The following is a 25855-nucleotide window of genomic DNA, read 5'->3' as shown; positions in this document are numbered from 1 at the left end:
GACTATCCCGGCAGTCACCGGGCCATGCTTACTTCGTGACCAGATCGCACGGCGTTTCCACCACGCCGGACAGATCCGACTGCTTCTTGTGCTCGCTGAGCGCCTTCAGCGCGGTGTCGATACCGAACACGGCCTGCTTGGCGGCGTATTGATCCGCGGTGGCGAGCACGCGGCCGTCCTTGAGCATCGGCCTGATCGCGTTGATGTTGTCATAGCCGACCACCAGCACCTTACCCTGCTTGCCCGCCGCGCGCACGGCCGAGACCGCGCCGATCGCCATGTTGTCGTTGCCGGCGAGGAGCGCCTTCAGGTTCGGGTATTCGTTGAGCATGGCCGAGGCCACCGCGTTGCCCTTGTCGATTTCCCAGTCGCCCGATTGCACCGAGACGACCTTCGCGCCGACCTTCTGCATGGCGTCCTTGAAGCCGGCGGTGCGCTGCTGTGCGTTGGTGGTGGTCGACACGCCTTCGATAATGCCGACCTCGTCGCCCGCCTTGAGCTTCTTGCCCAGATAATCGCCGACCTTCTGCGCGCCCTTGCGGTTATCCGGGCCGACGAACGGCACGTTCAGATCCTTCGACTTGAGCACGTCCGGGTCGAGCCGGTTGTCGATATTCACGACGATGATGCCCGCATCCACCGCTTTCTTGACGACCGGCACCAGCGCCTTCGAATCGGCCGGGGCCAGCACGATCGCATCGACCTTCGACACGATCATCTGCTCGACGATGCGGATCTGGTTGGCCGTATCGGTTTCGTCCTTGATGCCGTTGGTGATCAGGTCGAACTGGGAGGGATTGTGCTTCTGATAGTCCTTCGCGCCGTTCTCCATGGTCAGGAAGAACTCGTTGGCGAGCGACTTCATCACCAGCGCGACCTTCGGCTTGTGAGCGGGCGCGGTCTGCGCGTATGCGGAGGAAAACGGCAAAGCAGCGCTAGCGGTGGCAAGGACCGCAGCCGTCAGGATGCGGCGGCGAATGCGTTGATTCATGCATATCTCCAGAATCTGTCCGGCTCCCGGGAGAGCCTTGTTCTTAATAGTGCGCAAACGTTTGCGTGGCCCATTCTCAGCGCAGTCCAATCGGCTTGTCAACGCCGCGCGATAGTGCGGCGCACCCGATCGATTCGAACTGGCGCGCCGGTTCAGCGCGCCGGCAGATAACGTGTGGCAAAGGGTCCCTCGCTTGGTCCGTGCATGGCGGATTTGCCGCGGCCTGCAAGATCACGGGCCGACGGGCCGCCTATGCTGGACTTTTATTGCGCGCGATGCAAGCGGCGACAACGCGGGACAGCGCCACCGGGTGCCGCCCTGCCAGACGGTCAGAGCCAGCCGGCTTTACGGAACCGCCAGTACAGCACGATGTCGACGGTCAGCATGACCGCCAGACAGATTGGATAGCCGTACTTGTAGTGCAGCTCGGGGATAGTCTGGAAGTTCATCCCATAGATGCCGGCGATCATGGTGGGCACCGCGAACAGCGCCGCGAACGAGCCGAGCCGTTTGGTCACCTCGCTCTCGGCGAGCGAAATCATGCCGAGATTCACCTGCACGGCAGTCACGACCATTTCACGCCGGCCGTCGATGATTCTGACGATCCGCTCGAGGTGGTCGTAGACGTCGCGGAAGTAGGCCTGCATGCCCTCGCAGATACTCGGAATGCGGCCGCCCGTCAGTTTGCTGATGGCCTCCTGCAGCGGTGCGATATGGTGCTGCAGGATCACGAGGCGGCGTTTGAGCGAGTACAGATCCTGGATGATCGCGCGCGAGGCCGCCGAGTTGTTGCGATCGAAGATGCGGTCTTCGAGCGCTTCGATCTCGCTGTTCATCGTCTCGATAATCGGGAAATAGCGGTCGACGATGTCGTCGGCGAGCGCATACAGCACGAACGCGGAGCCTTCCTTAAGCAATTGCGGCTCGCGTTCGCAGCGCGCGCGCACGTTCTGAAAGCCCATGCGCGTACCGCGCCGCACCGAAAGCACATAGTTGCGCCCCACGAACACATCGACTTCGCCGATCAGCAGTTCACCGTCTTCGTCCATTTCCACCGTGTGCATCACGGCGAACAGCGACTCGCCGTACTCCTCGATCTTGGGGCGCTGGTGGCCATTCTGCGCATCTTCGATTGCGAGGTCGTGCAAGCCGAACTCGTGTTTCATCACGGCCAGTTCGCCCGGGCCCGGGTCCTTCAGCGCTACCCAGACAAAACATTCGGGCCGCGCCACGTAGTCGCTGATGCTATCGATGTCGATATCTGCCAGCTTCCGGCCGTCCTGATAGGCGGCGCAATTGATCAGCATGTTTGGATTACCTTGAAAACGGTACAGACCGGCCGAACACTTACGGCGCGTAAGCCAGGCGCCCGGTCTGCATGAACGGATCAGCATGAGCCGCCATGTTAACGGCACTGCGGGGACGTCATGTATCGAATTGTTAAGCCGCGCGGGCCCGTTGATCTGAAGGCCCGCGCGACAGAAAACGCTATTGGGCGACCCGCTGCAGCGCGATGCGGTGATCTTCGCCGAACGTGACCGACGCGCGGTTGGTGTAGCGCGTATCCGCCGTCACCGTGAAACGCATTTCGACGACCGGATCGAACTGCGTCGACACGGCGATGCGGTGCACACCCGGGCTCAGATAAAAGACGACATGCTCGCCGTTCATCAGGTCGGTGACCTGCTCGCCGTCGACGTAGACCAGCGCATCGCGAAACCGGACGATCACGTCGCGCGAGCGCTCACGCCGGACGTCCACGGCGACGAGCCCCGCCCCCGGCTCCGTGTAGCCGGGCTGGACGATGCGCCCGGCCGGCACCGCCTTGAACGGAACAGGCTCGGCGGGAGTCGAGGCGCAGCCGGCGAGCACCCCGAAGCTCAACGCGGCAAGCGTACCTAGCCGGGCCATGGCGACCAGCGCGGCTTTGCGGTGGCAATCCAGACGCATCGGCATGCGGGTTCTCCCGTGTTGTTGATTGTGGTCCCGCTTCTCTGTTTCTTCTGACAGGCGTGCCGCACGTGCCTTGCCGGTGAGACCGCTACCGCCCATTGCCGCGGCATGTTGCCAGCGCGCGTTGCTGCCGCTCGTTGCAGCGGTTCATCGCCGCGGCTTACTGCCGCGGCTTGCTTGTTCCGCTCACCCACTGGCATGCATGATAGCAACGCGCGCCCGTTCTGCCAGCCTGGCCGAATGGACGACCCCAACGCCCCCTTGCGTGGCGCCGCGTTCTTCTTCATGATCGCTGCAAAGGGCAGTTCCGTCAGCTGCCGACCAAGGAGACCGCAATGTGGTATTTCACCTGGATTCTCGGCATCGGCGTGGCCTTGGGCTTCGGCATCATCAACGTGATGTGGCTGGAGGCCGGCGGCAAGTTCGCGCGTGACCCGCAGAGCGCCGGCGCCGTACCGGCCACGCCCGAGGACGCGCCTTCGTGACCCATCTGGTTTTCTTTTGCGGCCACGCAGGCACGGGCAAGACCACGCTGGCAAAGAAACTGCATGCCCCGCTGACGAAAGCGCTCGGCACGCCCTTCTGCCTGCTCGATAAAGATACGCTCTACGGCGGCTACAGCGCGGCCGCCATGGCCATGCTGACCGGTGACCCGAACGACCGCGACAGCCCGCTGTTTCTGCAGCATCTGCGCGATCCCGAGTACCGCGGCCTGCTCGATACCGCCCGCGACAATCTCGAACTCGGCGTGAGCGCACTGGTGGTCGGGCCGCTTTCGCGCGAAGTGCGCGAGCGGCGCCTGTTCGATCGCGCGTGGCTGGGCGTCGGCGCGGACGTGGCGCTTCGGGTCGTGTGGGTTTATACGTCGGAAGAGACCGCGCATCGGCGGATCGTGGAGCGCGCGAATCCGAACGACGCCTATAAACTCGCGCACTGGGACGAGTATCGGCAGCGCCGCTTCGTGCCCAGCGGCGATATCCGCGACGACCTGCTGATGTTCGACAATACCGCGCCTGCTACGGCGGACTACGAAGCGCTGCTCGCACGCATCGTCGGCGAGCCGCGGGCGGCGTTGATCATGCCGCCGGTGCCGGTGTAGCCTGCAGTCGCATCCAATCAAGAAATACGCCCCGCGTCGCGGGGCGTATTAGAAGCTCTCTGCGGAGCCTTCGTTTCCGTTTGCAGCAGGCTATGCCTGCTGCCACGTTGTCGCACAGCCCTCGGAGTGGGTCGTCAGACGGTAGCCATCGCCTCCAGCGACTGCCCCTCGTACAACTGCCCGAAACGGTTCGCGAGGAAGTCGCGCAGCGACACCTGCTCCTGGCGCACGAAGCCCTTTTGCGGCAGCTTCTGTTCGCGGAACAGATCGAGCACCGCGCACATCGCGCCGGCCGTGGTGATCTGGATCGCGCTCATCGGCACGCCGCACACCGTCTTCGCGAAGATCTTGCGGGTGAAGACTTCCTGCACCAGTTGACCGTCGCGCATGCCGCTCACCGTGATGAACACCAGCACCACGTCTTGCGCGGTGGACGGCACCGAGCGGCGCATGATGTTCTTGAGGGTGTCGCGGTCGCTGGCAAGACGCAGGTCTTCCAGCAGGAACTGCATCAGGTTGCGGTGGCCCGGGTAGCGCACCGACTTGTAGTCGAGCGACTCCACCCGGCCCGACAAGGTCTCGCACAGCGTGCCCAGGCCGCCGGAGGTATTGAAGGCTTCATATTCGGTGCCGTCGAGCGAGAAATGTTCGAGGCCTTCGAGCGGCTGCACCCATTGCGTGCGGCTGTCGCGAATCGCTTCGCACGGCTGGCAGTATTCGTTGATCAGACCGTCGACGCTCCACGTCAGGTTGTACTTCAGCGCATTGGTCGGGAATTCCGGCAGCGCGCCCACGCGCATCTTGACGTCGCGGATTTCCGTGAAGCGGTTCGCCAGCTCGTGCGCGGCGATACCGATGAAGCCCGGCGCGAGACCGCACTGCGGCATGAAAGCGTGATCGGCGTCGTCGGCGATCGCGCGGATCGCATGCGTGGCGCGCACGTCTTCCGTCAGATCGAAGTAATGCACGCCCGCGCCCTTGGCTGCCGAAGCCACGTTCACCGCGAGGTAGTAAGGCAGCGCGTTGACGAGCGCGTCGAAACCTTGCACGGCGGCGCGCAGCGCGGCGGCATCGGCGGAATCCACGCGGCGGGTCGGTATGCCCTGGGCGGCGAGCTTGTCGAGCGCGTGCTGGTCGCGGTCGAACGCGACGACCTCATAGTCGCCGGTCTCGCGCAACATATGGGCGATGGTGTGACCGATCAGACCTGCGCCAACAATAGCTACTTTCATACGCTTCTCCTTAGTCGGCCGGAGTTGGCGCTTTGGCTGACGATGCAAAGCACTGACCCCGGTCCCATGCAAGATGATTGCTGTTATCTGTGTTCTGGCTCCAGCCGGGGAAGTGCGCCGCGCTTGCGGCGCGGCGCCCGTCGGGCTGAACCCATACGTCACAGTTTAGGGAGAAGCAAAAACACTTCATACGCGCAAAATGCTGCGCTATGACCACGAAGTTCGACGTTATGACGAAGCTGTCAGTCGATATGTCGAAAAGCTGTCAAAACGGCGTAAACGGATTCCACTCCGCGGATTCCACTGCGCGGATTGCACTGCGCGGATTGCACTGTGCAGATCGCTCTGCAGATCGCACTGTGCGGTTTGGACAGCACGTTTGGACAGCGCGGAGCGAACGGCGCAGGCTAAGCAGCTCACACCATGCCGCGGTCGATCTTGCGCGCGAGAATGATCGAAGTCGTGGTCCGCTCCACGCCTTCCAGACCGCCAATCTGGTCGAGCAGATCGTTCAGACGATCGGGCGAATCGGCGCGCAGCCACGCGACATAGTCGAACTCGCCGCTCACCGCGCACAGCAGTTGCACTTCCGGCATCTTGCCGAGGCGTTTCTGCACCGCCGGCCCGTGTTTGGGCGCAATGATGATGCCGACGTAGGCCATGATGCTCGAGTCGAGCACGTCCTGGCCGAGCCGCACGCTGTAGCCGGCGATCACGTTGCTGCGCTCGAGCCGCGCGATTCGCGCGATCACCGTGGTACGCGCCACGTCCAGTTGGCGCGCGAGATTGGCGACGCTCTCCCGGGCATTGGCTTGCAGCAGCGCAACCAGGTTGCGGTCGAGTTCGTCGAGTTGGTCGAGGCGCGGAGGTCTCATCGAAGGCAAAGGAAGTGGTTCGGGTGAGGCGGATTATCGCGCGTCTGCGGCGGCACATGGAGAAGTCTCCGGGCCGATCGTCATGAAGCGCCATGCACGTCGCGGCCGCGATGGCAGGCGCCCGGGCCTGTCACGGATGGTCAGGGCCGCCGCCTCGCCTACGCCCCGAACCGCTCGATCACGAAGTCGATGAAGCTCGTGAGCTTGGCCGTGGCGCGGCGATCGCGTGGATACACCAGATGGACCGGCGCGCCCTCGGGCAAATAGTCCTCCAGCACCGACACCAGTTCGCCGCTGGCAATTTCCCTTGCAAGCAGCGCCTCGGGCTGCAACACCAGCCCGAAACCGTGCAACGCGGCGACCTTGAGCGCCTGGCCATTGTTCGCGCGAAAGCGTCCGGCGCGCAGCTGGTTTTCGTCCGCGCTCTCGCCGCCCAGACGCCACAAACCTTCGCGGCCCCAGTGCAGAAACCCCAAACATTCATGCTGCCCGAGATCTTCCGGCGTGCGCGGCGTGCCGGCGCGCGCCAGATACGCCGGCGAAGCGCACGCGCGCATCCGGTAGGGCTTCAACGGCCGCGCGACCAGACCTGAATCCGGCAGCTGGCCGATCCGCACCGATGCGTCGAAGCCCTCTTCCACCAGGTCGATCACGCGATTCGAAAGATCGAGTTCGAGCGTGATGTCCGGCCATGCGGTGAGGTACTCGGTCATCGCCGGGGCAAAGACCTCGACGCCGTAGGTGAGCGGCACTGTCACCTTGAGCACGCCGCGCGGCGCTGCGGCCATCGCTTCGGCGAGCGACTCGGCCGCCTTGACGTCGGCCAGAATGCGCCGGCATTGTTCGTAATACTGCCGGCCGATTTCCGTCAGGCTTTGCCGACGCGTCGTACGCGTCAAGAGCCGCGTGGCGAGCCGGGTTTCGAGCGAACGGATATGCTTGCCCACCATCGCCGACGAAATGTCGAAGCGCTCGGCAGCCGCCGTCAGACTGCCCGCCTCGACCACGGCGACGAAGATTTCCATGCTGACGAATTTATCCACCCGCTATTTCCTGTTCGTTTCGGTTGTAAGCGTTTGTCGCACAAGAGCCGCATTGTAGGGATATCGTGATACTAATAGCGGCGACGGCAAAGTGGGCAGCCGGCCGCCATACGTCTCAATGACTGGCGCATGACGGGCCGCTCGCTCGCGAGCCTTGTCCCAATTCGAACAGACATCAGGAGTTTCGATGAAAAAAGCACTGGTAATGCTGGCCACCGCAGTCGCCATGAGCGGCGCGTTCGCACAAACTTCCGCGCCGGCGTCGGCACCGGTGAGCGCCGCTTCGGCACCCGCCGCCAAGGCCGGCCACGAGCGCAATGTCGAAGACCGCATCGCCTACCTGCATTCGCAACTGAAGATCACGTCGGCGCAGGAATCGCAGTGGAATGCATTCGCCGACGTCATGCGCAGCAATGGCCAGACGATGGGCGAGCTATTCAAGCAACGCCGGGCCGCGACCAACGTATCGGCGCTCGACGACATGCAGCAATATGCAACGATCGCGCAAGCGCATGCGGACGGCATGAAGAAATTGGTCGACGCATTCAGTCCGCTGTACAACAGCTTCTCGCCGGAACAGAAGAAGCTGGCTGACGTGACCTTCCACCAGCCTGGCGGCGTGGAAGGCCATGGTCATCATGGCAAGGGCAAGGGTAAAGGTGGGAAATCCGCCGCAGACCCGGCAAGCGATGCCACTGTCAAGCCGTAACGAGAACCGCGACAAAAAGCCGTCACTCGAGCCGTAACGAACCAACGGTGCGCCGCGCGGATTTGCCGCGGCGCACACCCGGCTTTGCCCGGGGCGCGGCACGTGTCGCCCCGCCTCCCGCCCCTCGAATCTTCCTCGACTGCGCGCGCCCGTCCGGCGACTTTCCGTCCTTGCTATGACCCACCATGGACGGACGATCCGTGGTGTGCTCGCTCGCAAAAGAAGCCGTTCGTTGGATGCATCTGGCATGATGCGAGTCGTATGCGGCCTGAAGTCCTGCGCCGCCGCCCTACTCCTCATACCCGCTCGCTCTATGACCGAACTCAAAAATGTCGATCTGAACCAAGACGCTAACGCCTGCCGTGTCGTAAAAGACGAAACGGTGAGCGTGGAATTCGCCGTCGCCGAAGGTGAATTGATGAGCCTCGAAGGCCTGAACCGCTATGTGCGCGGCGACGCGCTGATCACCGGATCGACGGGCGACCGCTGGGTCGTCTCATGCGAGCGCTTCGACGCCAAATACCTTCCCGCCGACGCAGCCGTCTCGCACGGCCAGGCGGGTGCGTACCGCAACCGCCCCGCCGTCGTGCTGGCCAAACAGATGCATGAAGCGTTCACGCTCGCACGCTCGGCGAACGGCGGCGACGTGCTGCACGGCGCCGCCGGCGACTGGGTCATGCAGTACGCGCCGGGCGACTACGGTGTCGTGCAGGCCGCACGATTCGCGAAAGTGTATCGCGCGGCGAGTTAGGTACGTTCAGCGACGCTGACCGCGCAAGCCTGGGCCGTAACGGCGAAGCTTGCGCGACAAGCGCATGTTCCCAGGCTCTGCATAGGGCTCACGGTTCGTGCCGCAGATAGCCCTCTTTCGACGGATCGCGCATACGCAGCGAGACGACGCCCGCAATCGCGCACATTGCCGTCACATACCAGTAGAACGTGGATTCGCTGCCGACCGACTTCAGCCACAGCGCCACATATTCCGCCGAGCCGCCGAAGATCGCGTTTGCCACCGCATACGACAGCCCCACGCCCAGCGCGCGCACTTCCGGCGGGAACATTTCCGCCTTGATCAGACCGCTGATCGACGTGTAGAAGCTCACAATGGCGAGCGCCAACACCACCAGGCCAAATGCCGCATACGGGCTCGTCACGTCTTTCAGCGCATGCAGCAACGGCACCGTGCCGATGGTCGCGAAAAAGCCGAAGAACAGCATCGAACGGCGGCGGCCGATGCGGTCCGACAGCGCGCCGAACGCCGGCTGCATCACCATATACACGAACAGCGCCGCGGTCATCACGTTGCTGGCCGTCTTGGCGTGCATGCCCGCCGTGTTGACCAGGTACTTCTGCATGTACGTCGTGAACGTGTAGAAAATCAGCGAGCCCCCGGCCGTGAAGCCGAGCACGGTCATGAACGCGCCCTTGTGCAGCCACAGGCCGCGCAGCGTGCCCGCTTCCTTGCGGCGCCGCGTTTCGGCCGTGGTGGTTTCGTCGAGCGATTTACGCAGATACAGCGCGATCAAGGCGGCCAGCGCGCCGATCACGAACGGCACGCGCCAGCCCCACGCCTTCAGCTCTTCGGTGGACAGCGTTTGTTGCAGCACCACCAGCACCAGCAGCGCGCACAACTGGCCGCCGATCAGCGTGACATACTGGAACGACGCAAAAAAACCGCGCCGCCCCTTGAGCGCGACTTCACTCATATAGGTCGCGCTGGTGCCGTATTCGCCACCCACCGACAACCCCTGGAACAGCCGCGCAACCAGCAGCAGCGCCGGCGCGAGCGCGCCGATCTGCGCGTAGGTGGGCAGCACGGCGATCACCAGCGAGCCGCCGCACATCATGAACACCGACACCATCATCGCCCTGCGGCGGCCGTGCTTGTCGGCGAGACGGCCGAAGAACCAGCCGCCGATCGGGCGCATCAGGAAGCCTGCCGCGAACACGCCGGCGGTGTTCAGCAACTGCGTGGTGGGGTTGCCGCTCGGGAAGAACGCCGGCGCGAAATACAGCGCGCAGAACGAATACACGTAAAAGTCGAACCACTCGACGAGATTGCCCGATGAAGCGCCAACGATCGCAAAGATGCGGCGCCGCGTGTCGTCTGTGGAAATTGCCACCGGTATATTGAGATTTGTCATCGGTCTTTGTACTCCTGATGTCCCCTGTTGATTGTATTGATAGTGCACGGTTCTGCCGCGCTTATGCGTCTCTTGGTTCGGCATTCTAAATGAATATTATGTATTCGTGACCACGATTCTGCATATCTAATTAATCGCCGATTGCGTCGAGCGGCGAGTTTTTGTCACAAAATGTTTGTTCACTTCTGCTGGGCCAAACGGCGGCGCGAATATGAGACTCCGTTCAACGGGCGCCGTCGACATGATGATGCGACTGAACGAGGCGCCTTCCAGCAGGAGTTTCAATGAAAGTCAATGCAACCTCTCATCCGTTCTGGGCAGGCCGTGCGTCGGATAATCAGGACAACGCACGCAACTCACCGAGCCGCGCGGCTGCGGCGCGTGAGCGCAACCCAGGCACAAACGCCGCCGACGAAGTCGATGACGAAGCCAGCACGATTGCGACGCAGGCGGTGTTAGGCAACGAGATCGCGGCCGATATGGAAACCTTCAACGCATCGCTGGCCGCAGTCGATCAAGATATCGACCAGGGCCGTGATACGACCGACCACATGATCGCAGCCGCGTCGGCCTACAAGCAGATGTGCCTCGTGAACGCATCGGACAAACCGGCGCCCGAACTGCAGTCGAAGATCGACCGGCTCAAGACCGCCCTGCGCGACGCCCAAGCCGGCGAATCGCTGGATGCCACCGCGCAGAAAGCGCACGTCGACCTGTCCGCGCTGACGCATCCCGCGGGCGCCGCTTCAACCTACGGCAAATATGGCAAGGCGGCGAGCACCTATACACGCGCGTTCATCTTCGACGAAGCGCGCTTCAACAACTCCGCGCTACTGAAGAACACGCCGCTCGCGGCGTGGCAGCGACCGAATCAAAGCGTGCTCGACCCGCTTGGGCCGAACGGGCGACTAGGTATTTTGACAGGCACCCGTCTGAATGCCGTCGCGAGTTATTTCACAAAAGGCGCGCAGTCTTTTCTGTCCGGAATGGAGAAATTGCGCAACGGCCAGGATCCAACGAAGGACTTCGTCCTCGCGGGCGCGACCACGGCACAAGGTATCAACGAACTCACCGTCGGCATCGGTACCGATGTGGGCAATCACCTGGTGAAGCTGCGACAGGCGAAAGCCGCGTCGCCATTGGTCGGCAGGCCTAGCCCCGCGACTGGCGGATCGCCGCGACAGCCGGCTGCAGGCCAGAGCGGCGCGACGCAAGGCCCGGCGGAACCGGTCGCCGGCCCCAGCCGCGGCGCGGAGTTCGCCGAATTCGATCCGCACGGCAAGCTCGATGCCGATATCGACGATCTCGAAACCAAAACCGCTGGACACATCGACGACCAGCTCACGCAACAACAAAAAAGCTTGCGCGACAACGTCATTGAAAAGCTTGCGAACACGAAGCCCGACGTACGGCAACTCGAATTGCAGGACGCGACGAACGATATCGCCCCCCAGTATTTCGAGATGCAAGACATGGCGAAGCAATTCAAGAGTTCGGCGGCCGATGCCGCGAACGACGCCCACCACAACATCAAGACCATCGACGCAAAAGCTCAGGACGTCATCGCCCGGCTCAAACGCCAGGGGTTCGATACAGCGGACGCCGCACGCCAGTCGGGCAAGCCGGAGGCGATCGAACTCGGCAAGCAGCTCGATCAGCTGGCGGCCCTGAAGCAGGCGGCCTACGACCAGTTCAACAGCGCGATGCAGGAGCGGGAAAACGCGCTCGGCGACGCCCGCATCGCTTTCGGCGACCTCGGCAAGCTGCTGAAGGACACGCCCGCGAGCGAGCGTCCATCGAAATTGAAGGCGTGGTCCGACAAATACACGGATTTCTTCGCGCGGCGTCAAGCCAACTTCCTCTCGAAAACGGACAACTGGCCGGACTGGATGAAGATATCGAAGCCGCTGCGCATGCAAATGGTGCCGGCCGCGATCAATACCGTTCTGGGCGGCGTAACGTTTGGCGTCGCGCTGGACACCTATCTGGGCAAGCAGAAGGCGGGCACGCTGACGCCTAAGGACCGGCTCGAGTTCGGTTCATCGGTCGTCAATCTGGCGAGCGGCATGATTGGATTCGTGCCGGTCGTCGGGCCTGCCCTGTCGTTCGCGCTTGCGACCATCGGCTTCGTCCTCGGCGGCATGGCGGATCAGTACGACGCCCGCACGCGCGAAACCGATACGTACAACCTGAAGGAAAAGATGCGCGAGGAATACAACGCGAAGCACCCCGGCAGTCAGATCGCCGAGCCGTTCGACGGAGATTGAGCCGCGCCGACGCGCGGAACGGCGCCGTTCGCGCGTCGGGCTATCCCATGCTCGCCCGAACGGGAAACGACCTCGCATCGCTCCGCCCTGGCGGCATCGCGAGGAGCGATCTTCGCGTGATTCGCGAGAGCGCCGTTACGCAAACTCGTCGCCGAGATCGATCGTGACTTCGCGCGGTACCGCCTCGCCGTTCGCATACTGTTCCTCCAGCGAACCCAGCGAGGCCTCGACATACGCGCGCAGCACCGCGAAACTGCGCCCGCGCAGCCGCGCCGGCATCGCGCGATAACGCGCGAGCGCCGCCGGCGCAATCACCACGCTCATCACGATTCGGCGCGCCGTCGCGCCGAAGCGCATCGCCACCCAGTGAATCGCCAGCGTGGGCGTGCCGTCTTCCGCGGCGCGCTGGATGAACTGCGTCTGCTCGGGAAACAGATCGCTGATGACGCGCGCCAGTTCCTCGAACTCGGGATTGGCGCAGTCGTATTGGTAAGCTTCCATGGGGTGTGCCGAAAGGATGGGCGTGAAGGGAGGCCGATTGTAGAGAACGATAGGGAGCGGTAGAGAGCGGCCAACGGTTCAACGAGGAACGCGCATCACGCAGCCGCCACACGCGCGGCATGCCACGCTCATGCGGCGCTCATGCGACGATCCGGCGCGGCCATCAGGCGGCCAGCGCCGGACGCCTGAACGCGCGAACCAGCAGCCCCGCGACGATCACCGCCCCGAGCGCATACACGGCGTCCACGGCGGCGAGCGGTACGAGTTGTGCCTGGAACAACGCGGCGGGCACGTCCACCAGTGCATGCAATGCAATCGCGAGCGGCAGGATGCCGCGCCAGCCGGCCCGCAAGCCACGCCACATCAGCACCGACAGGCCGATCTGGAACACCAGCGCGGCGACCCGTTCGAGCGCGAAAATGCCGGCCGTCTGTGGCGTCAGGCTGGCGAGAATCAGGTGGATGCGCATCAGCGAATCGGTCGGCAGATTGCTCAGATAGCCGTCCAGTTCGCCGCGGTTTTCGAAGACCGCGAACAGGATCCATTGAATCTGCACCAGCACGCCGACGAGCCAGGCTTCAGCACCGCCGTGGCCAAGGCCGTAGGTCAGCGCGGTGCCGTTCGCGCCGGGATCGGCGTTGCCTGCCATCAGCGCCGCGGAGCCGGCCTTCGCCGCCGCGCGTTTGAGCAGCAGCCGCATGCCGATGAACCGCCCCACTTCCTCGCAGATACCCGCGGCCAGCGCACCATACACCACGAAAGCAACCGGATTCGACAGAAACGCCGCCGTCGCTTCGTTCCGATGTAGCACGTAGTCGTTCAGCGCGCGCTCGATCACCATCGCGAACAGCGCGAACACGGCGACGCCGGTGATCGCGTCGCGCGGCTTGAGCGCGAGCGGCCGGCGCAGACGGCGGTAGATCAGGAAGGGTAAAGCGGCGACGAGCAGCGTCGCGAGGGCGAGGCTCGAGAGCGTAAGCGGTGCAACAACCATGAGTTTCCTTGCGATGTCCGGCGCGCACCCACTGCGCGCCGCAGCCCGAATGATCGCAGATCGGCGCGAATTCAGCGCAAAGTGGAGGCGCGGACGATCAGCTCGCCCGGCAGCAGGCAGTCGCGCGCGGTGGTCTGAACGCCTTCGATGCGCTCATGCAGGAACTCGACCGCCCGGTAGCCGATCTCGTAGGTCGGCTGGCGGATCGTCGTCACGCCGGTCAATTCGGCCCAGTCGGGGTCGTCGATGGACAGCAGCGCGGCGCGGGCCTGCCAGTCGGCGCCGTAGCGCGCCTTCAGATGCAAGGCGAGGCGCAGCGCGACAGGCGCGTTGGCCGCGAACAGCGCGACGCGCGCGGCCTTGCCCGTGGCGCCGGCGGCTTCGCGCGCGTGGGCGGCCGCATCGATCGCACGGTCCAGTTCGGCGAGGCTGCGTTCCACCTCGCCGGCATCCGCGAGGTTCAGCACGAGCGTGTGACCGCGCGCGGCGGCCTTCTCACCGCGCGTTCCCGCTCTGCCGGCATGAGCGCGCATGGCCTCGCGAAACGCCGCTTCGCGCAGCTGCCGGGAGCTGACCTGCTCGAACGGCTGGACCACGAACCAGATATCGTCGAAACCGTTGTCCAGCAGATGCCGCGTGCCGAGCTCGGCCGCCGCCCGGTTGTCGAGACCGACCATATCCGCGACGAGCCCGTCCACCAGGCGGTCGACCAGGACCGCCGGAATCCCGCCTCCGCCCACCGGCCGCAAGGTTTCCTCGCGCACGCCGAGGGCGTTGACGATCACGCCTTCCACCCGGTACGTGGTGAGCAGTTGCAGGTAGCGCCGCTCCATCTCCACTTCGTTCGCCGCATGGCAAATCAGCGGCATCAGGCCGAGCGCGTGACACGCCGCTTCCACGCCTTGCAGCACTTCGACGGTGTAGGGATTGGTCAGGTCGGCCAGCAGCATGCCGATCAGGCGGTTGCGGCCGCGCTTGAGACCGCGCGCCATCTGGTTCGGCTGATAGTCGAGGCGCGCGATCGCGGCCTCGATGCGCGCGCGCAGTTCCGGCGACAGCACGCTCATCTCGCCGTTCAGATAGCGCGAGATGCTGGTCTTGCCGGTGCCGGCTTCGCGCGCGACGTCGGTGATCGTCGCGCGGCGCGGCGTGGCCTGCGGGGTCGTGCTCATGGGTGTCTCGCAGCTCGGTGCGTGGTTTCGCTCACCGTGATCCGGCGAGAACCTCGCGATTGACGATGTTGTCGGCCAGCGTGCCCTCGAGCGCGGCGACGAGGTTTTCCGCCGCGTTGCGCGCCATCGCGTGACGGGTTTCGTGAGTCGCCGAACCGATATGCGGCAGCGCCACCACGTTCGCGAGCTTCAGGAGCGGCGAGTCGGCCGGCAGCGGTTCGGTCTCGAACACGTCGAGACCGGCGCCGTGGATCGTGCCGTTCTGCAGCGCCTCGATCAGCGCCGTTTCGTCGACGGTCGCGCCGCGCGAGGCGTTGATCAGGATCGCGCTCTTCTTCATCGACTTGAGTTCGGCCGCGCCGATCAGATGCTTCGTCTGTGCCGTGAGCGGCACTTGCAGGCAGACGAAGTCCGAGGTCGCGAGCAGTTCCGCCAGCTCGACGCGCCGGGCGCCGTATGCCGCCTCGGCTTGCGGATTGGCGGAGCGGTTGGTGTACAGCACCTTCATGTTGAAGCCGAGCGCCGCGCGCCGCGCCACCGCGCCGCCGATCCGCCCGAGCCCGACGATGCCGAGCGTCTTGCCCTGCACATCCACGCCGAACTGGGCCGGGCCGATGCTGTGCTGCCAGTGCCCTGCCTTCACCCACCCGGCGAGTTCCACCACCCGCCGCGCCGACGCGAGGATCAGCGAGAACACCGTGTCCGCGGTGGACTCGGTCAACACGTCCGGCGTGTGCGCGAGCACGATGCCGCGGCGCGTGAGATCGGCCACGTCGAACTGGTCGAAGCCCACCGAGATGGTCGAGAGCGCCTTCAGGCGCGTCGCGCCTCCGAGCATTGCCGGCGTGATCTTCACGCTCGAACCGATGCCGCCGTCCGCGTCGTTCAGCGCGGCCACGAACGTGTCGTGCTGCGCGGCGTCGACCTGCACGACTTGCGCGTGCTGTTGCAGATACGCGAGCACATCTTCGGGCAACGACTTCCAGGCGACGATCTTCTTCATCAGCTTATTTTCCTTGCAACGGTGTGGCGAGCGGCGGCGCCGCGTTCAGCGCCTGCTGCTGCGGCTTGACGATCAGCGTCAGAATCACGGCGGCGATCAGCGCCACGCTCATGAATGCGTACGACGCGGCGGGCGAACCGGTGGCGCCGTTCAGATAGCCGACCACATACGAGCCGACGAACGAACCGAGCGCGCCCATGCTATTGATCAGCGCCATCGCGCCGCCCGCGACGTTCTTCGGCAGCAGTTCCGGCACGATCGCGAAGAACGGGCCATACGGCGCGTACATCGCGGCGCCGGCGATCACCAGCAGCGCATACGAGAGCCAGAAGTGCGTGGAGCCGAGCGCGTACGACGCCGCGAACGCCACCGCGCCGACCAGCAGGAACGGCCACACGAATACCTTGCGGCGGTTGAGTTTATCCGAAGCCCACGAAGCTGCAAGCATCGCGATGGTCGCGGCCAGGTACGGCAGCGCCGAGAGCCAGCCGGTTTCGACCATGCCGAGCGTCGAACCGTTCTTCAGGATGGACGGCAGCCACAGCACGAAGCCATACACGCCGATGCTCCAGCAGAAATATTGCGCGCACAACTTGATCACCGCGGGCGTGCGGAACGCCTCGCTGTAGTTGCGCATCGGCTTGATCGCGGCCTGTTCGGCGCGCAGCGTGTCGGCCAGGTCGTCCTTCTGCTGCTGCGTGAGCCACGCGACCTGCTGCGGCTTGTCCTGCACGATGAACCACCAGCACACGGCCCACAGGATCGCGGGCGCGCCTTCGGCGATGAACATGTTGCGCCAGCCGAACGAATGCACCAGATAGCCCGACAGCACCGACATCCACAGCACCGTCACCGGATTGCCGAGAATCAGGAAGGTGTTGGCGCGCGAGCGCTCGCTTTTGGTGAACCAGTTGCTGATGAAGATCAGCATGGCCGGCATCACGGCGGCTTCGACCACGCCGAGCACGAAGCGGATCACCATCAGCGACGGGATATTGCTGACCATGCCGGTCAGCGCCGCGCAACCGCCCCACAGAACCAGACTCCAGAACACCAGCTTCTTGACGCTGCGGCGTTCCGCGTAGATCGCGCCGGGAATCTGGAAGAAGAAATAACCGAGGAAGAACAGCGCGCCGATCAGCGACGACAGTCCCTTGCTGATACCGAGATCCTGATTGATGCCGGCGGCGGCCGCGAAACCGAAGTTCGCGCGATCCAGATAAGCGAGGCTATACGTGATGAATACGATCGGCATGATCGTCCACCAGCGGCGAATCGCAAGCGATGAGGTCATGGGTGTCTCCTTTGACAGCTTCCCTAAACAATGATGGACGGTCGCGGGGCGCTGTTCGAGCGCTCTTGCTGTTATTGAATGAACGTGGCTGGGCGCGGCGCGCGGACCTCTCGGCCCTTCAAGCCGCCGCGGCGATGGACGGCGTGTCGGCCAATTCCAGCGCGTCGAGTTCGGCGCGCTGCGGCAGCCCTTCCGAATCGCCGATCACCTGGACCGCCAGCGCGCCGATGCGGTTGCCCCGCGCCACGGCTTGCCGCAGCGGCTTGCCTTCGAGCAGCGCGCTGACCACGCCGACCGCGAAACCATCGCCCGCGCCGACCGTGTCCACGACTTTCGCGACCGGCTGGCCGGCAATGACGGCGGCATCGCCGGCGGTGCGGAAATACGCGCCCTGCGCGCCGAGCTTGATGATCACACCGCGCGCGCCCTGGTCGAGATAAAACGCGGCGATATCTTCGGGCCGCGTATAGCCGGTCAGAATCTCGCCCTCGCCGATGCCGGGCAGCACCCAGTCGGCCAGTGCGGCGAGCGCGTTCAGGCCTTCGACCATCGCGGCGCGCGAGCGCCACAGCGTCGGACGCAGGTTCGGGTCGAACGAAATCGTCTTGCCGGCGGCACGCATTTCACGCGCCAGATGGAACGCGAGTTCGCGCGAGCTCGCCGAGATCGCGGGCGCGACGCCGGTCAGATGCAGATGACGCGCCGGCAGCACGTAATCCGCCGCATAGTCGTCCAGCGACAGATGGCTCGCCGCCGAGCCTCTGCGGAAATACTCGACCGCCGGGTCGCTGCCGTCGTCGTTTTTCGACTTCAGCTGGAAGCCGGTCGGATAGCGCTCGTCGGTGCTCACGCAGCGCTGGTCGATGCCCTCTTTCGTCAACGTGTCGCGCACGTATTGGCCGAACGAATCGTTGCCGACGCGGCTCATCCAGCCCACCTTGAAGCCGAGCCGCGTGAGGCCGATCGCCACGTTCAGGTCGGCGCCGGCGATGCGCTTCGTGAACTGGCCGACGCCCGCGAGCGGACCGCTCTCGGCGGCCACGAACATGGCCATCGCTTCACCGTAGGTAATGACATCGAGTGCTGCGCTTGTGTTGCTCATGCTTCGCTCCTGCGGGTTTCCTTTTGCTGCCGGTCTGGTGTGGGCATTCGCTAAGTGCCGTTCGCTACGTGCCGTTTGCTGCATGCCGTTCGCCGCGTGCTCGTTGCCGCGTGCTGTTTTCGGCTCTACTGCGCTCTCAGGTCCTACCCGCCGCTCACGCGGCGGCCAGCCATGCCACGTAATGCGCCGCGTCCGTTTCGATACGGCTCGCATCGAACGGGAACTCGATGCCGCGCGGCACATGGCGCGGCAGTGTGTCGAGCACCGCGCCGAACTGGGTGTCGTCGGCGGCCGGGGCGGCGGGAAAACGCCGCGCGCCGTCGCCCACCGCCGTCTTGCAATGGATGTATTCCACGTGCGCCGCCAGCGGCGCGGCAGCCTCGAGCGGCGCGACATCGCACCATGCCCAGTTGCCGATGTCGAAGGTCATGCCGAGTACCTCCGCGTGGCCTTCACGCGTCAGCGCGTCGAACAGGCCGGTGAACTGCGCGAGCGAGCCGCCTTGCGCCAGCTGCCCGTTTTCCACGACGAGCCGCAACTCCGCGCAGCGCATGTGATCGGCAATCACGGCGGCATTGGCGTAGGTGGCGAAGCCGCCCAGCTGCAACTTGACGAAGCGCGCGCCGAGCGCGAGTGCTTCCTCGATCGAAAGCCGCAGCGCGTCGGCGTCGAGCTTGCCGTGCGCCGTGTACAGCGAAGCCGGCGTGGAATATACGGACCACAAACCGAGTTCCGCAATCCGCTGGCCCAGCGCGCGCAGGTTGTGCGGCGCGGCGTCGGCTTCGTCGGCGAACAGTTCGCGGCGCACTTCGAAACCCGCCGCGCCGGCCTGCCTGCTCGCCCGCGCCCACTTCAGATGACCGTGCGTGCGGACCGCGTCCATCCCGAATGCGCTTGCGACGATCACCACGTCTACAGCATCGACCATGTCGAATTTACTCAATTCCGTCTCGTTGCCGGCATTTGGAACCGGTTCCAAACCCAGTTCGAAAAAAAGCGCCGAGGCGCTTGCGATGCCCGAATAGTGCGCCGAGGTCGGCGTTACGCACCATAGTGGAATTCCCCAGGCGCGTCTGGCATGGACGCCGGCGGTCTCGCGTCAGCGCCCTTGGTCCAGGCACAGCGCCAGAAACCGCTCCACCACCCGCGACGGCGCACTCGCATGGGGCACGAGAATTGACAGCCGCCGCGTGAGCGGCTCCGGACTGAGCGATAGCAGGCACAGCGCGCGGTCCTCGTGGCGCATCGACATGGCCGAGACGAAGCCGATCCCCATGCCCGCCCGCACCGCCTCCTTGACCCCTTCGACGCCCGCGATCTCGAGCGCCACGCGCATCGGCACGCCGGCCCGCGCGAAGGCCCGCTCGACGATCTGCCGCACGCCCGAGCCCGCCTCGCGCAACACCAATGGATGCTCGCCGAAAGCCGCAAGGTCGGCGGGCCCGCTGTCGCCCGAGTGCGCCAACGGATGCGAGCGCGGCATGATCGCGACAATTTCGTCCTCGCGCCACGCATGCACCGCGGTGTCCGGCGGCAGATCCTCGCCGACCGGCCCCTCGATCAGCGCGATATCCACCGAACCGAGCGCGGCGACGATCTCCGTGGTGTTGCCGTCGGCGGTATGCAGCGTGACGTCCGGGTAACGGCGATGGAAGTCGGCGATCAGATACGGCAGCAGGTAGCTCGCCGGCGTGGTGCTCGCGCCGATCCGCAAGGTGCCCTGCTCGAGACCGCGCAAGGCGTCGCGGTAAGCATGCGCCTGCCGCCAGGTGTCGCGCAGCCGCGTGGCGTAGCTGGCGAGCTGCTCGCCCGCGGGCGTGAGACGCACGCCGCGGCCGTCGCGCTGATACAGCGGCTCGCCGAACTCGTCCTGCAACTGCCGCAACTGGCCGGACACGGCCGGCTGCGACAGATGCAGCGCCACCGCCGCCCGGCTGATGTTGCGATGTTCGGCGACGGCAGCGAAAGTTATAAGTTGGTCTGCGGTCATGATGGTCCAAGTATCGGCTCAAGCGATACTTGACATTCTAAATCATGATTTTTCATATCGATATATCTAATTTAGGATTAGCCCCATCGAATCCAGTCAGTCACAGAAAAGGGCTGCGTCATGTCCACCGCTCATCTCACCGCTTCCAGTACAGCGCCCGCCGGGTTTTCCACCCGTGGCCAACTCAACGGGATCCTCTTTGTCGCGCTGTTCGCCGCCGCCGTCACGCGGATCGCCGCGATTCCCGCCATCGCCGGACTGGGCCTGAGCCCGCTGATCGTCGGCATCGTGGCCGGCGCCATTTACGGCAACGCGCTGCGCGACGGCATGCCCGCCAGTTGGGCGGCCGGCGTCAACTTTTCGGCGCGCAAGCTGTTGCGCATTGCCGTGGCGTTCTTCGGGCTGCGCGTGAGCCTGCAGGAAATCGCGCAGGTCGGCGTGCCCGGTCTCGCGGAATCCGTCCTGATCGTGGTGAGCACGCTCGTGATCGGCACGTGGGCCGGCATGAAGATCATGAAGCTCGACCGCGACACGGCCTTGCTGACCGCCGCGGGCAGCGCGATCTGCGGCGCGGCCGCCGTGCTCGCCTTCGAAACGACGCTGCAATCAAAGCCGCACAAGAGCGCAATGGCCGTGGGCAGCGTGGTGTTGTTCGGCACCCTCTCCATGTTCATGTACCCGGTTCTGTTCAAGGCAGGCTGGCTGCATCTGGACACGGTAGGCGCGGGGCTCTTCTTCGGCGGCACGATCCATGAAGTGGCGCAGGTGGTCGGCGCGGCCAGCAATGTGAGCCCGGAAGCGACGCACATTGCCACCATCGTCAAGATGACTCGCGTGATGTTGCTGGTGCCGGTGCTGCTCGTGGTCGGCATGTGGGTGAACCGCTCCGCGCGCCGCAGCGCCGCTTCGGCCGGCGCGGGAGACAGCGCCCACGCGCCCCGCAAACTGGCGATTCCCTGGTTCGCGCTCGGCTTTCTCGCCTTCGTCGTCATCAACTCGCTGCACGTGCTGCCGGAAACGGCGACCAGCACGCTGAACATGCTGGACACCTTCGCGCTAACCATGGCCATGACCGCGCTCGGCATCGAAACGCGCATCTCGCAGGTCCGTCAGGCCGGCCCCCGCGCGCTGACCACCGGCTTCATTCTGTATGTGTGGCTGATTGCCGGCGGACTGGGTATCACATGGACCGTCCAGCACCTGTTCGGCTAAGCCGCCCTCGCCTTCACGCCCACCCCGCCGCGCGCGGGGTTTTGCGCATTCTGCAGACCCATCCGCCCCGCTCGCGCGGCATACTGGTTGCTGAAGCCGTCAGCCCATGCAGTGCGCTCAGGCGCGCTGTCCATGCAACCGGAATGAGGATCGATCGATGAGCCTGGAACTCTATTACTGGGACGGCCTGCAGGGCCGCGGCGAATTCGTGCGGCTCGCCCTGGAGGAAGCCGGCGCCGACTATGTGGAAGTGGCGCGCGGCGAAGCGTCGGAAGGTCTCGGCACGAAGGCGATGATGGCGGTGATGAAGAGCAGGGACGAGCCCTATCCGCCGTTCGCACCGCCGTTTCTGAAAGACGGCGATCTGGTGATCGCGCAGACCGCCAACATCCTGTTCTATCTCGGCCCGCGGCTGAACCTCGCGCCCATGGTGGACAGCCTGCGCTACGTGGCCAACGGCCTGCAACTGACGATCGCCGACATGGTCACCGAAGCGCACGACACCCACCACCCGCTCGCCAGTTCGCTCTACTACGAAGACCAGAAGGACGCCGCCAGAGTGCGTGCGCACGACTTCATCGACAACCGCATTCCCAAGTTCATGTCGTACTTCGAGCGCGTGCTCAAACAGAATCCGGCCGGCGATCAGTTCATGGTGGGCGACACCCTCACCTACGTCGACCTGTCCATGTTCCAGTTGATCGACGGCTTGCTGTACGCGTTTCCGCGCGCGCTCAAGCGGTTCGGCGAACACTATCCGCGGCTTGCCGCGTTGCACGACGCGGTGATCGAGCGGCCGAACATCGCCGCGTATCTGCGGTCCGAGCGGCGCATCGAACACAACGAGGCCTGCATCTTCCGGCACTATCCGGAACTCGACAAGGCGGCCCCTTGACCCGCGCCGTTTTCCCTCGCTCACGCAGCGTAGCGCGCCCGCCGTCCGAAGCGGGCGCGCTGCTGTTGCCGTGCGCGCTTTTCAACCCACTCTCACGCCCCGTACCGTCGACGTGCTTTCATTCCTGCTGAAGCTGCGCACTCGCGCACAAGATCTGTTCCGCCTCTCCGAAGCCCACACCATGCTGGTCTGGTCGGTGGTGGTCGGCATTGCGGGGGCCTTTGCCACGATCGCCTTTCGTGAGGCCATTGCGCTGCTGCAATTCGCGGCGGTCGGCAAGGCCGGCAGCTTCGTCGAAATGGCGCGCGGCCTGCCGTGGACCGTGCGGATCTGGATGCCCGCCGCCGGCGGTCTGATCGCCGGCTTCTTTCTGCTGATCGCGCAGCGTCACGCGGACAAGTGCAACCACATCGACTACATGGAAGCGGTCGCGATCGGCGACGGCGTGGTGCCGGTGAAGCTGAGCTTCTGGCGCAGCGTGTCGTCGCTGTTTACGATCTCGAGCGGCGGCTCGATCGGCCGCGAAGGTCCGATGGTGCAACTGGCGGCGCTGGCCGCGTCGCTGATCGGACGCTGGGTGCATTTCGATCCGGCACGGCTGCGCCTGCTCGTGGCATGCGGCGCGGCGGCCGGGATCACCTCCGCGTACAGCGCGCCGATTGCGGGCGCGTTCTTCGTCACCGAAATCGTGCTCGGCTCGATTGCGATGGAAAGCTTCGGGCCCGTGGTGGTTTCGGCGGTGGTGGCCAACATCACGATGCGTGAATTCGCCGGCTACAAGCCGCCGTACGAAATGCCGGTGTTTCCGCCGGTGGCCGGAGTGGAGGTGCTGCTGTTCGTCGCGCTCGGCTTGTTGTGCGGCGCGACGGCTCCGCAGTTTCTGCGCCTGCTCGACGTGTCGAAGCGAAACTTCCGCAAGCTGCCGGTGCCGCTGCCCGTGAGGCTCGCGCTCGGCGGCCTGGTGGTCGGCGTGCTGTCGGTCTGGACGCCGGAGGTGTGGGGCAACGGCTATAGCGTCGTCAACTCGATACTGCATTCGCCGTGGACGTGGACCGCCCTCGTGCTCGTGCTGGGCTTCAAGATCGTCGCCACCGCGGCTACGTCGGGCTCCGGCGCGATCGGCGGGGTGTTTACGCCCACGCTCTTCGTCGGCGCGGTGGTCGGCTCGCTGTTCGGCCAGGGCATGCATGCGCTGTGGCCGCACGGCACGTCGGCGCCGTTCGCCTATGCGATGGTCGGCATGGGCGCGTTTCTGGCGGGCGCCACCCAGGCGCCGCTGATGGCGATCCTGATGATCTTCGAGATGACGCTCAGCTACCAGGTGGTGCTGCCGCTCATGCTCTCCTGCGTGGTCGCCTACTTCGTGTCGCGCGCGATCGGCAAGACGTCCATGTACGAAATCACCTTGCGGCGCAATCAGGAGGAACAGGAACGCTCGCGCCTGCGCGCCACGCAAATGCGCGAGCTGATCCGCCCCGCCGAAACCGTCGTGCTGCCCAACGCGACCGTGCAGGCCATGACGCGCGTGTTCCTCGAATATCCGGTGAAATATCTCTACGTTGCCGACGAGGCCGGCGCGTTTCTCGGCGTGGTCGCGCTCAAGGACATCACCTCCGACCTGCTCGACGGCCGCGACACCTCGGCGAAGACGGCGGCCGACTATCTGCAGCCGCATTTCGACGTGCTCACGCCGGACATGCCGCTCGGCGTGGCGTTGCAGCACTTCCTGGCGTTCCAGGGCGAGCGCCTCCCGGTAATCGAAAGCATCGCGCATCCCTTGCTGGCCGGCGTGGTTTATAAAACCTCGTTGCTCGATGCGTACTTCCGCATGAATCCGACGCGCTAGCCGCCGCGCTCCGTTCGCTTGCAGGCCGCGCCCGACGTCTCTTGCGTGCCGTGCAAAGCGCGGCAAATTCTCTACAATGGACAGACCGCTGCGGCGAACGCCGACAGCGCGCGTTACGCCAGAACGGGCGCACCGAGACGCCCGTCCTTCGATCGGAGCGAAGATGAGCGAACCGTCCCTCGATGCCGTGCGCCGCGATCAGGCGGGCTGGATTTTCCTGCATATCGAAGGCGAGCCCTACGACCGCGGCGAGCAGCACGGCCAGTTGCTCGCCACTGAAATCCGCAACGCGATCCACACGGCCCGCTACCTTGCGAAGTGGGACACCGGCGAAGACTTCGACACCTTTGTCAACGCCGCGGTCTCCCAGTTCGCCAACAAACTCGACACCGAATTCGCCGACGAAATCCAGGGTATCGCCGACGGCGCGAAGCTGCCGTTCGCCGAAGTGCTGGCTTGGAACGGCTACATGGATCTGCTGCAAAGCTGGTGGCCCTCGCACGCGGCGCAACAGCAGCCGAGCCTCGGCATGAAACCGTGGCGCGGACGGCGCGGGCACCACTGCAGTGCCTTCATCGCCACCGGCAACGCGACCCGCGATGGCCGCATCGTGATGGCGCACAACTCGTGGGACCGCTACGCGGCGGGCGACGCGTTCAACGTCGTGTTCGACATCGTGCCCGACCGGGGCAACCGCATCCTGATGCAAGGCTTGCCCGGCTGCATCTCCAGCCTCACGGATTTCTGGGTCACCGCCGCCGGACTGATGGTGACCGAAACCACCATCTCCAACTTCGCCGGCTACAACGCGGCGGGCGCACCCGAGTTCTACCGCTCGCGGCGCGCGTCGCAGTACGCGAACAGCATCGGCGAATGGTGCGAAATGTTCGCGATCGCCAACAACGGCGGCTATGCGAATAGCTGGCTGCTCGGCGACACCAAGACCGGCGAGATCGCGCGCTACGAACTGGGCCTGCACTTCTCCGGTTTCGAAAGCACCAGGGACGGTTTTTATAGCGGCTACAACACCGCGACCGATCTGAAGATCCGCAACCAGGAATGCCTCGGCGAAGGTGAAGACTTTACGGACGTGCGCAAGAACGGCGCGCGCCGTCTGCGCTTCATGCAGCTGGAAGAGTTGCATCGCGGCAAGATCGACGTGGAACTCGCCAAGGAGATGATCGCCGACCACCACGACGTCTATCTCGACCGTAACGACAACCCTTGCTCACGCACCATCTGCGGGCATCTGGAACTGGACGACGCGCGTTTTGGCGGTACCGATCACGGACCGTTCAATCCGTGGGGCGCCAACGACGGCAAAGTGGTCGACAGCGAAATGGCCCGCGAGATGGCATTCAGCGCCCGCTGGGGCCATCCGTGCGGGCGGCCGTTCGACGCTCAGGCGTTCATGAAGCGGCATCCGCAGTGGAACTGGCTGAACGGCTACATGCGCGACCGGCCTTCGTGGCCGTGGACGCGCTTCGAGGTATTGCGCTAGAAAGCGCGTCTGCCGCACCGCAACATGCCCGC

24 protein-coding genes are annotated in these 25855 nt (G+C 64.8%); 9 read left to right on the top strand and 15 right to left on the bottom strand.

Annotated elements, in window-relative coordinates; genetic code table 11:
* Positions 1-28: 28 nt before the first annotated feature.
* The 3 genes from CJU94_RS14025 to CJU94_RS14015 all read right to left on the bottom strand — a co-directional run bounded on the left by CJU94_RS14025 (position 29) and on the right by CJU94_RS14015 (position 2947).
* Positions 29-991: a sugar ABC transporter substrate-binding protein gene (locus CJU94_RS14025; RefSeq protein ID WP_095419194.1), complete on the bottom strand. Its 963-nt coding sequence runs from the start codon at positions 989-991 to the stop codon at positions 29-31.
* Between the two features lie 329 nt (positions 992-1320).
* Positions 1321-2298: a magnesium/cobalt transporter CorA gene (gene corA, locus CJU94_RS14020; RefSeq protein WP_095420355.1), complete on the bottom strand. Its 978-nt coding sequence runs from the start codon at positions 2296-2298 to the stop codon at positions 1321-1323.
* Positions 2299-2479: 181 nt separating this feature from the next.
* Positions 2480-2947: a hypothetical protein gene (locus CJU94_RS14015; RefSeq protein ID WP_095419193.1), complete on the bottom strand. Its 468-nt coding sequence runs from the start codon at positions 2945-2947 to the stop codon at positions 2480-2482.
* Between the two features lie 332 nt (positions 2948-3279).
* Between CJU94_RS14015 and cydX the strand changes: the two genes are divergently transcribed.
* Together cydX and CJU94_RS14005 are read left to right on the top strand one after the other, a co-directional pair.
* Entirely contained in the window at positions 3280-3429 is a 150-nt protein-coding gene (gene cydX / locus CJU94_RS14010; RefSeq protein WP_095419192.1) for a cytochrome bd-I oxidase subunit CydX, read from the top strand.
* The gene (locus tag CJU94_RS14005) at positions 3426-4043 is read left to right on the top strand and encodes a P-loop nucleotide/nucleoside kinase family protein (RefSeq protein ID WP_095419191.1); all 618 of its coding nucleotides are present in this window, start codon (positions 3426-3428) and stop codon (positions 4041-4043) included. Before cydX ends, CJU94_RS14005 begins: the two co-directional genes overlap by 4 nt.
* A 134-nt stretch (positions 4044-4177) precedes the next feature.
* Here the strand turns inward: CJU94_RS14005 and CJU94_RS14000 are convergent, their stop codons facing one another.
* From CJU94_RS14000 to CJU94_RS13990, 3 genes are all read right to left on the bottom strand, one after another.
* Positions 4178-5275, bottom strand: coding sequence for a saccharopine dehydrogenase family protein (locus CJU94_RS14000; protein ID WP_095419190.1), 1098 nt, complete (start codon positions 5273-5275; stop codon positions 4178-4180).
* Positions 5276-5691: 416 nt separating this feature from the next.
* Entirely contained in the window at positions 5692-6150 is a 459-nt protein-coding gene (locus tag CJU94_RS13995; RefSeq protein ID WP_095419189.1) for an Lrp/AsnC family transcriptional regulator, read from the bottom strand.
* 158 nt (positions 6151-6308) lie between these two features.
* A complete protein-coding gene (locus CJU94_RS13990; protein ID WP_095419188.1) occupies positions 6309-7193 on the bottom strand; it encodes a LysR family transcriptional regulator in 885 nt (294 codons plus the stop codon).
* A gap of 187 nt (positions 7194-7380) precedes the next feature.
* Here CJU94_RS13990 and CJU94_RS13985 point away from each other — a divergent pair, with 187 nt between their 5' ends.
* Both CJU94_RS13985 and CJU94_RS13980 read left to right on the top strand, forming a co-directional pair.
* Positions 7381-7902 (top strand): Spy/CpxP family protein refolding chaperone, encoded by a 522-nt coding sequence (locus tag CJU94_RS13985; RefSeq protein WP_095419187.1) that lies wholly within the window; start codon positions 7381-7383, stop codon positions 7900-7902.
* A gap of 313 nt (positions 7903-8215) precedes the next feature.
* Complete coding sequence (locus CJU94_RS13980; protein ID WP_095419186.1) at positions 8216-8653, top strand: PGDYG domain-containing protein; 438 nt, start codon at positions 8216-8218, stop codon at positions 8651-8653.
* An 88-nt stretch (positions 8654-8741) separates the two neighbouring features.
* On the opposite strand, the gene CJU94_RS13975 is transcribed toward CJU94_RS13980, so the two are convergent.
* On the bottom strand, positions 8742-10046 hold the full coding sequence (locus CJU94_RS13975) for an MFS family transporter (protein ID WP_095419185.1): 1305 nt from the start codon (positions 10044-10046) through the stop codon (positions 8742-8744).
* A 284-nt stretch (positions 10047-10330) separates the two neighbouring features.
* On the opposite strand from CJU94_RS13975, the gene CJU94_RS13970 reads away from it, so the two are divergent.
* A complete protein-coding gene (locus tag CJU94_RS13970; protein ID WP_095419184.1) occupies positions 10331-12313 on the top strand; it encodes a hypothetical protein in 1983 nt (660 codons plus the stop codon).
* A gap of 135 nt (positions 12314-12448) precedes the next feature.
* Here CJU94_RS13970 and CJU94_RS13965 read toward each other — a convergent pair whose 3' ends face one another.
* The 8 genes from CJU94_RS13965 to CJU94_RS13930 all read right to left on the bottom strand — a co-directional run bounded on the left by CJU94_RS13965 (position 12449) and on the right by CJU94_RS13930 (position 20369).
* On the bottom strand, positions 12449-12814 hold the full coding sequence (locus CJU94_RS13965) for a DUF3022 domain-containing protein (RefSeq protein ID WP_095419183.1): 366 nt from the start codon (positions 12812-12814) through the stop codon (positions 12449-12451).
* Positions 12815-12977: 163 nt separating this feature from the next.
* Positions 12978-13808: a YhfC family intramembrane metalloprotease gene (locus CJU94_RS13960; protein WP_095419182.1), complete on the bottom strand. Its 831-nt coding sequence runs from the start codon at positions 13806-13808 to the stop codon at positions 12978-12980.
* Positions 13809-13879: 71 nt separating this feature from the next.
* Positions 13880-14980, bottom strand: coding sequence for a LacI family DNA-binding transcriptional regulator (locus CJU94_RS13955; RefSeq protein ID WP_095419181.1), 1101 nt, complete (start codon positions 14978-14980; stop codon positions 13880-13882).
* Between the two features lie 31 nt (positions 14981-15011).
* Positions 15012-15983: a 2-hydroxyacid dehydrogenase gene (locus CJU94_RS13950; protein WP_095419180.1), complete on the bottom strand. Its 972-nt coding sequence runs from the start codon at positions 15981-15983 to the stop codon at positions 15012-15014.
* A gap of 4 nt (positions 15984-15987) precedes the next feature.
* Entirely contained in the window at positions 15988-17277 is a 1290-nt protein-coding gene (locus CJU94_RS13945) for an MFS transporter (protein WP_095419179.1), read from the bottom strand.
* A 118-nt stretch (positions 17278-17395) separates the two neighbouring features.
* Positions 17396-18379 carry a sugar kinase gene (locus CJU94_RS13940; RefSeq protein ID WP_095419178.1) on the bottom strand — a complete coding sequence of 328 codons (984 nt, stop codon included), beginning with the start codon at positions 18377-18379 and terminating at the stop codon, positions 17396-17398.
* Between the two features lie 154 nt (positions 18380-18533).
* Positions 18534-19307, bottom strand: a complete 774-nt coding sequence (locus CJU94_RS13935; RefSeq protein ID WP_095420354.1) for a TIM barrel protein — start codon at positions 19305-19307, stop codon at positions 18534-18536.
* A 171-nt stretch (positions 19308-19478) separates the two neighbouring features.
* On the bottom strand, positions 19479-20369 hold the full coding sequence (locus CJU94_RS13930; protein ID WP_095419177.1) for a LysR family transcriptional regulator: 891 nt from the start codon (positions 20367-20369) through the stop codon (positions 19479-19481).
* A 120-nt stretch (positions 20370-20489) separates the two neighbouring features.
* Between CJU94_RS13930 and CJU94_RS13925 the strand changes: the two genes are divergently transcribed.
* The 4 genes from CJU94_RS13925 to CJU94_RS13910 all read left to right on the top strand — a co-directional run bounded on the left by CJU94_RS13925 (position 20490) and on the right by CJU94_RS13910 (position 25823).
* A complete protein-coding gene (locus CJU94_RS13925; RefSeq protein WP_095419176.1) occupies positions 20490-21581 on the top strand; it encodes a YeiH family protein in 1092 nt (363 codons plus the stop codon).
* A gap of 157 nt (positions 21582-21738) precedes the next feature.
* Positions 21739-22476, top strand: coding sequence for a glutathione S-transferase (locus CJU94_RS13920; protein WP_095419175.1), 738 nt, complete (start codon positions 21739-21741; stop codon positions 22474-22476).
* Positions 22477-22588: 112 nt separating this feature from the next.
* A complete protein-coding gene (locus CJU94_RS13915; RefSeq protein WP_095420353.1) occupies positions 22589-24322 on the top strand; it encodes a ClcB-like voltage-gated chloride channel protein in 1734 nt (577 codons plus the stop codon).
* Between the two features lie 163 nt (positions 24323-24485).
* On the top strand, positions 24486-25823 hold the full coding sequence (locus CJU94_RS13910; RefSeq protein ID WP_095419174.1) for a C45 family autoproteolytic acyltransferase/hydrolase: 1338 nt from the start codon (positions 24486-24488) through the stop codon (positions 25821-25823).
* The last annotated feature ends 32 nt before the right edge of the window (positions 25824-25855 follow it).

This window comes from Paraburkholderia aromaticivorans (genome assembly GCF_002278075.1).
Classification (GTDB): domain Bacteria; phylum Pseudomonadota; class Gammaproteobacteria; order Burkholderiales; family Burkholderiaceae; genus Paraburkholderia; species Paraburkholderia aromaticivorans.
This window is presented reverse-complemented; position numbering and strand designations above follow the sequence as displayed.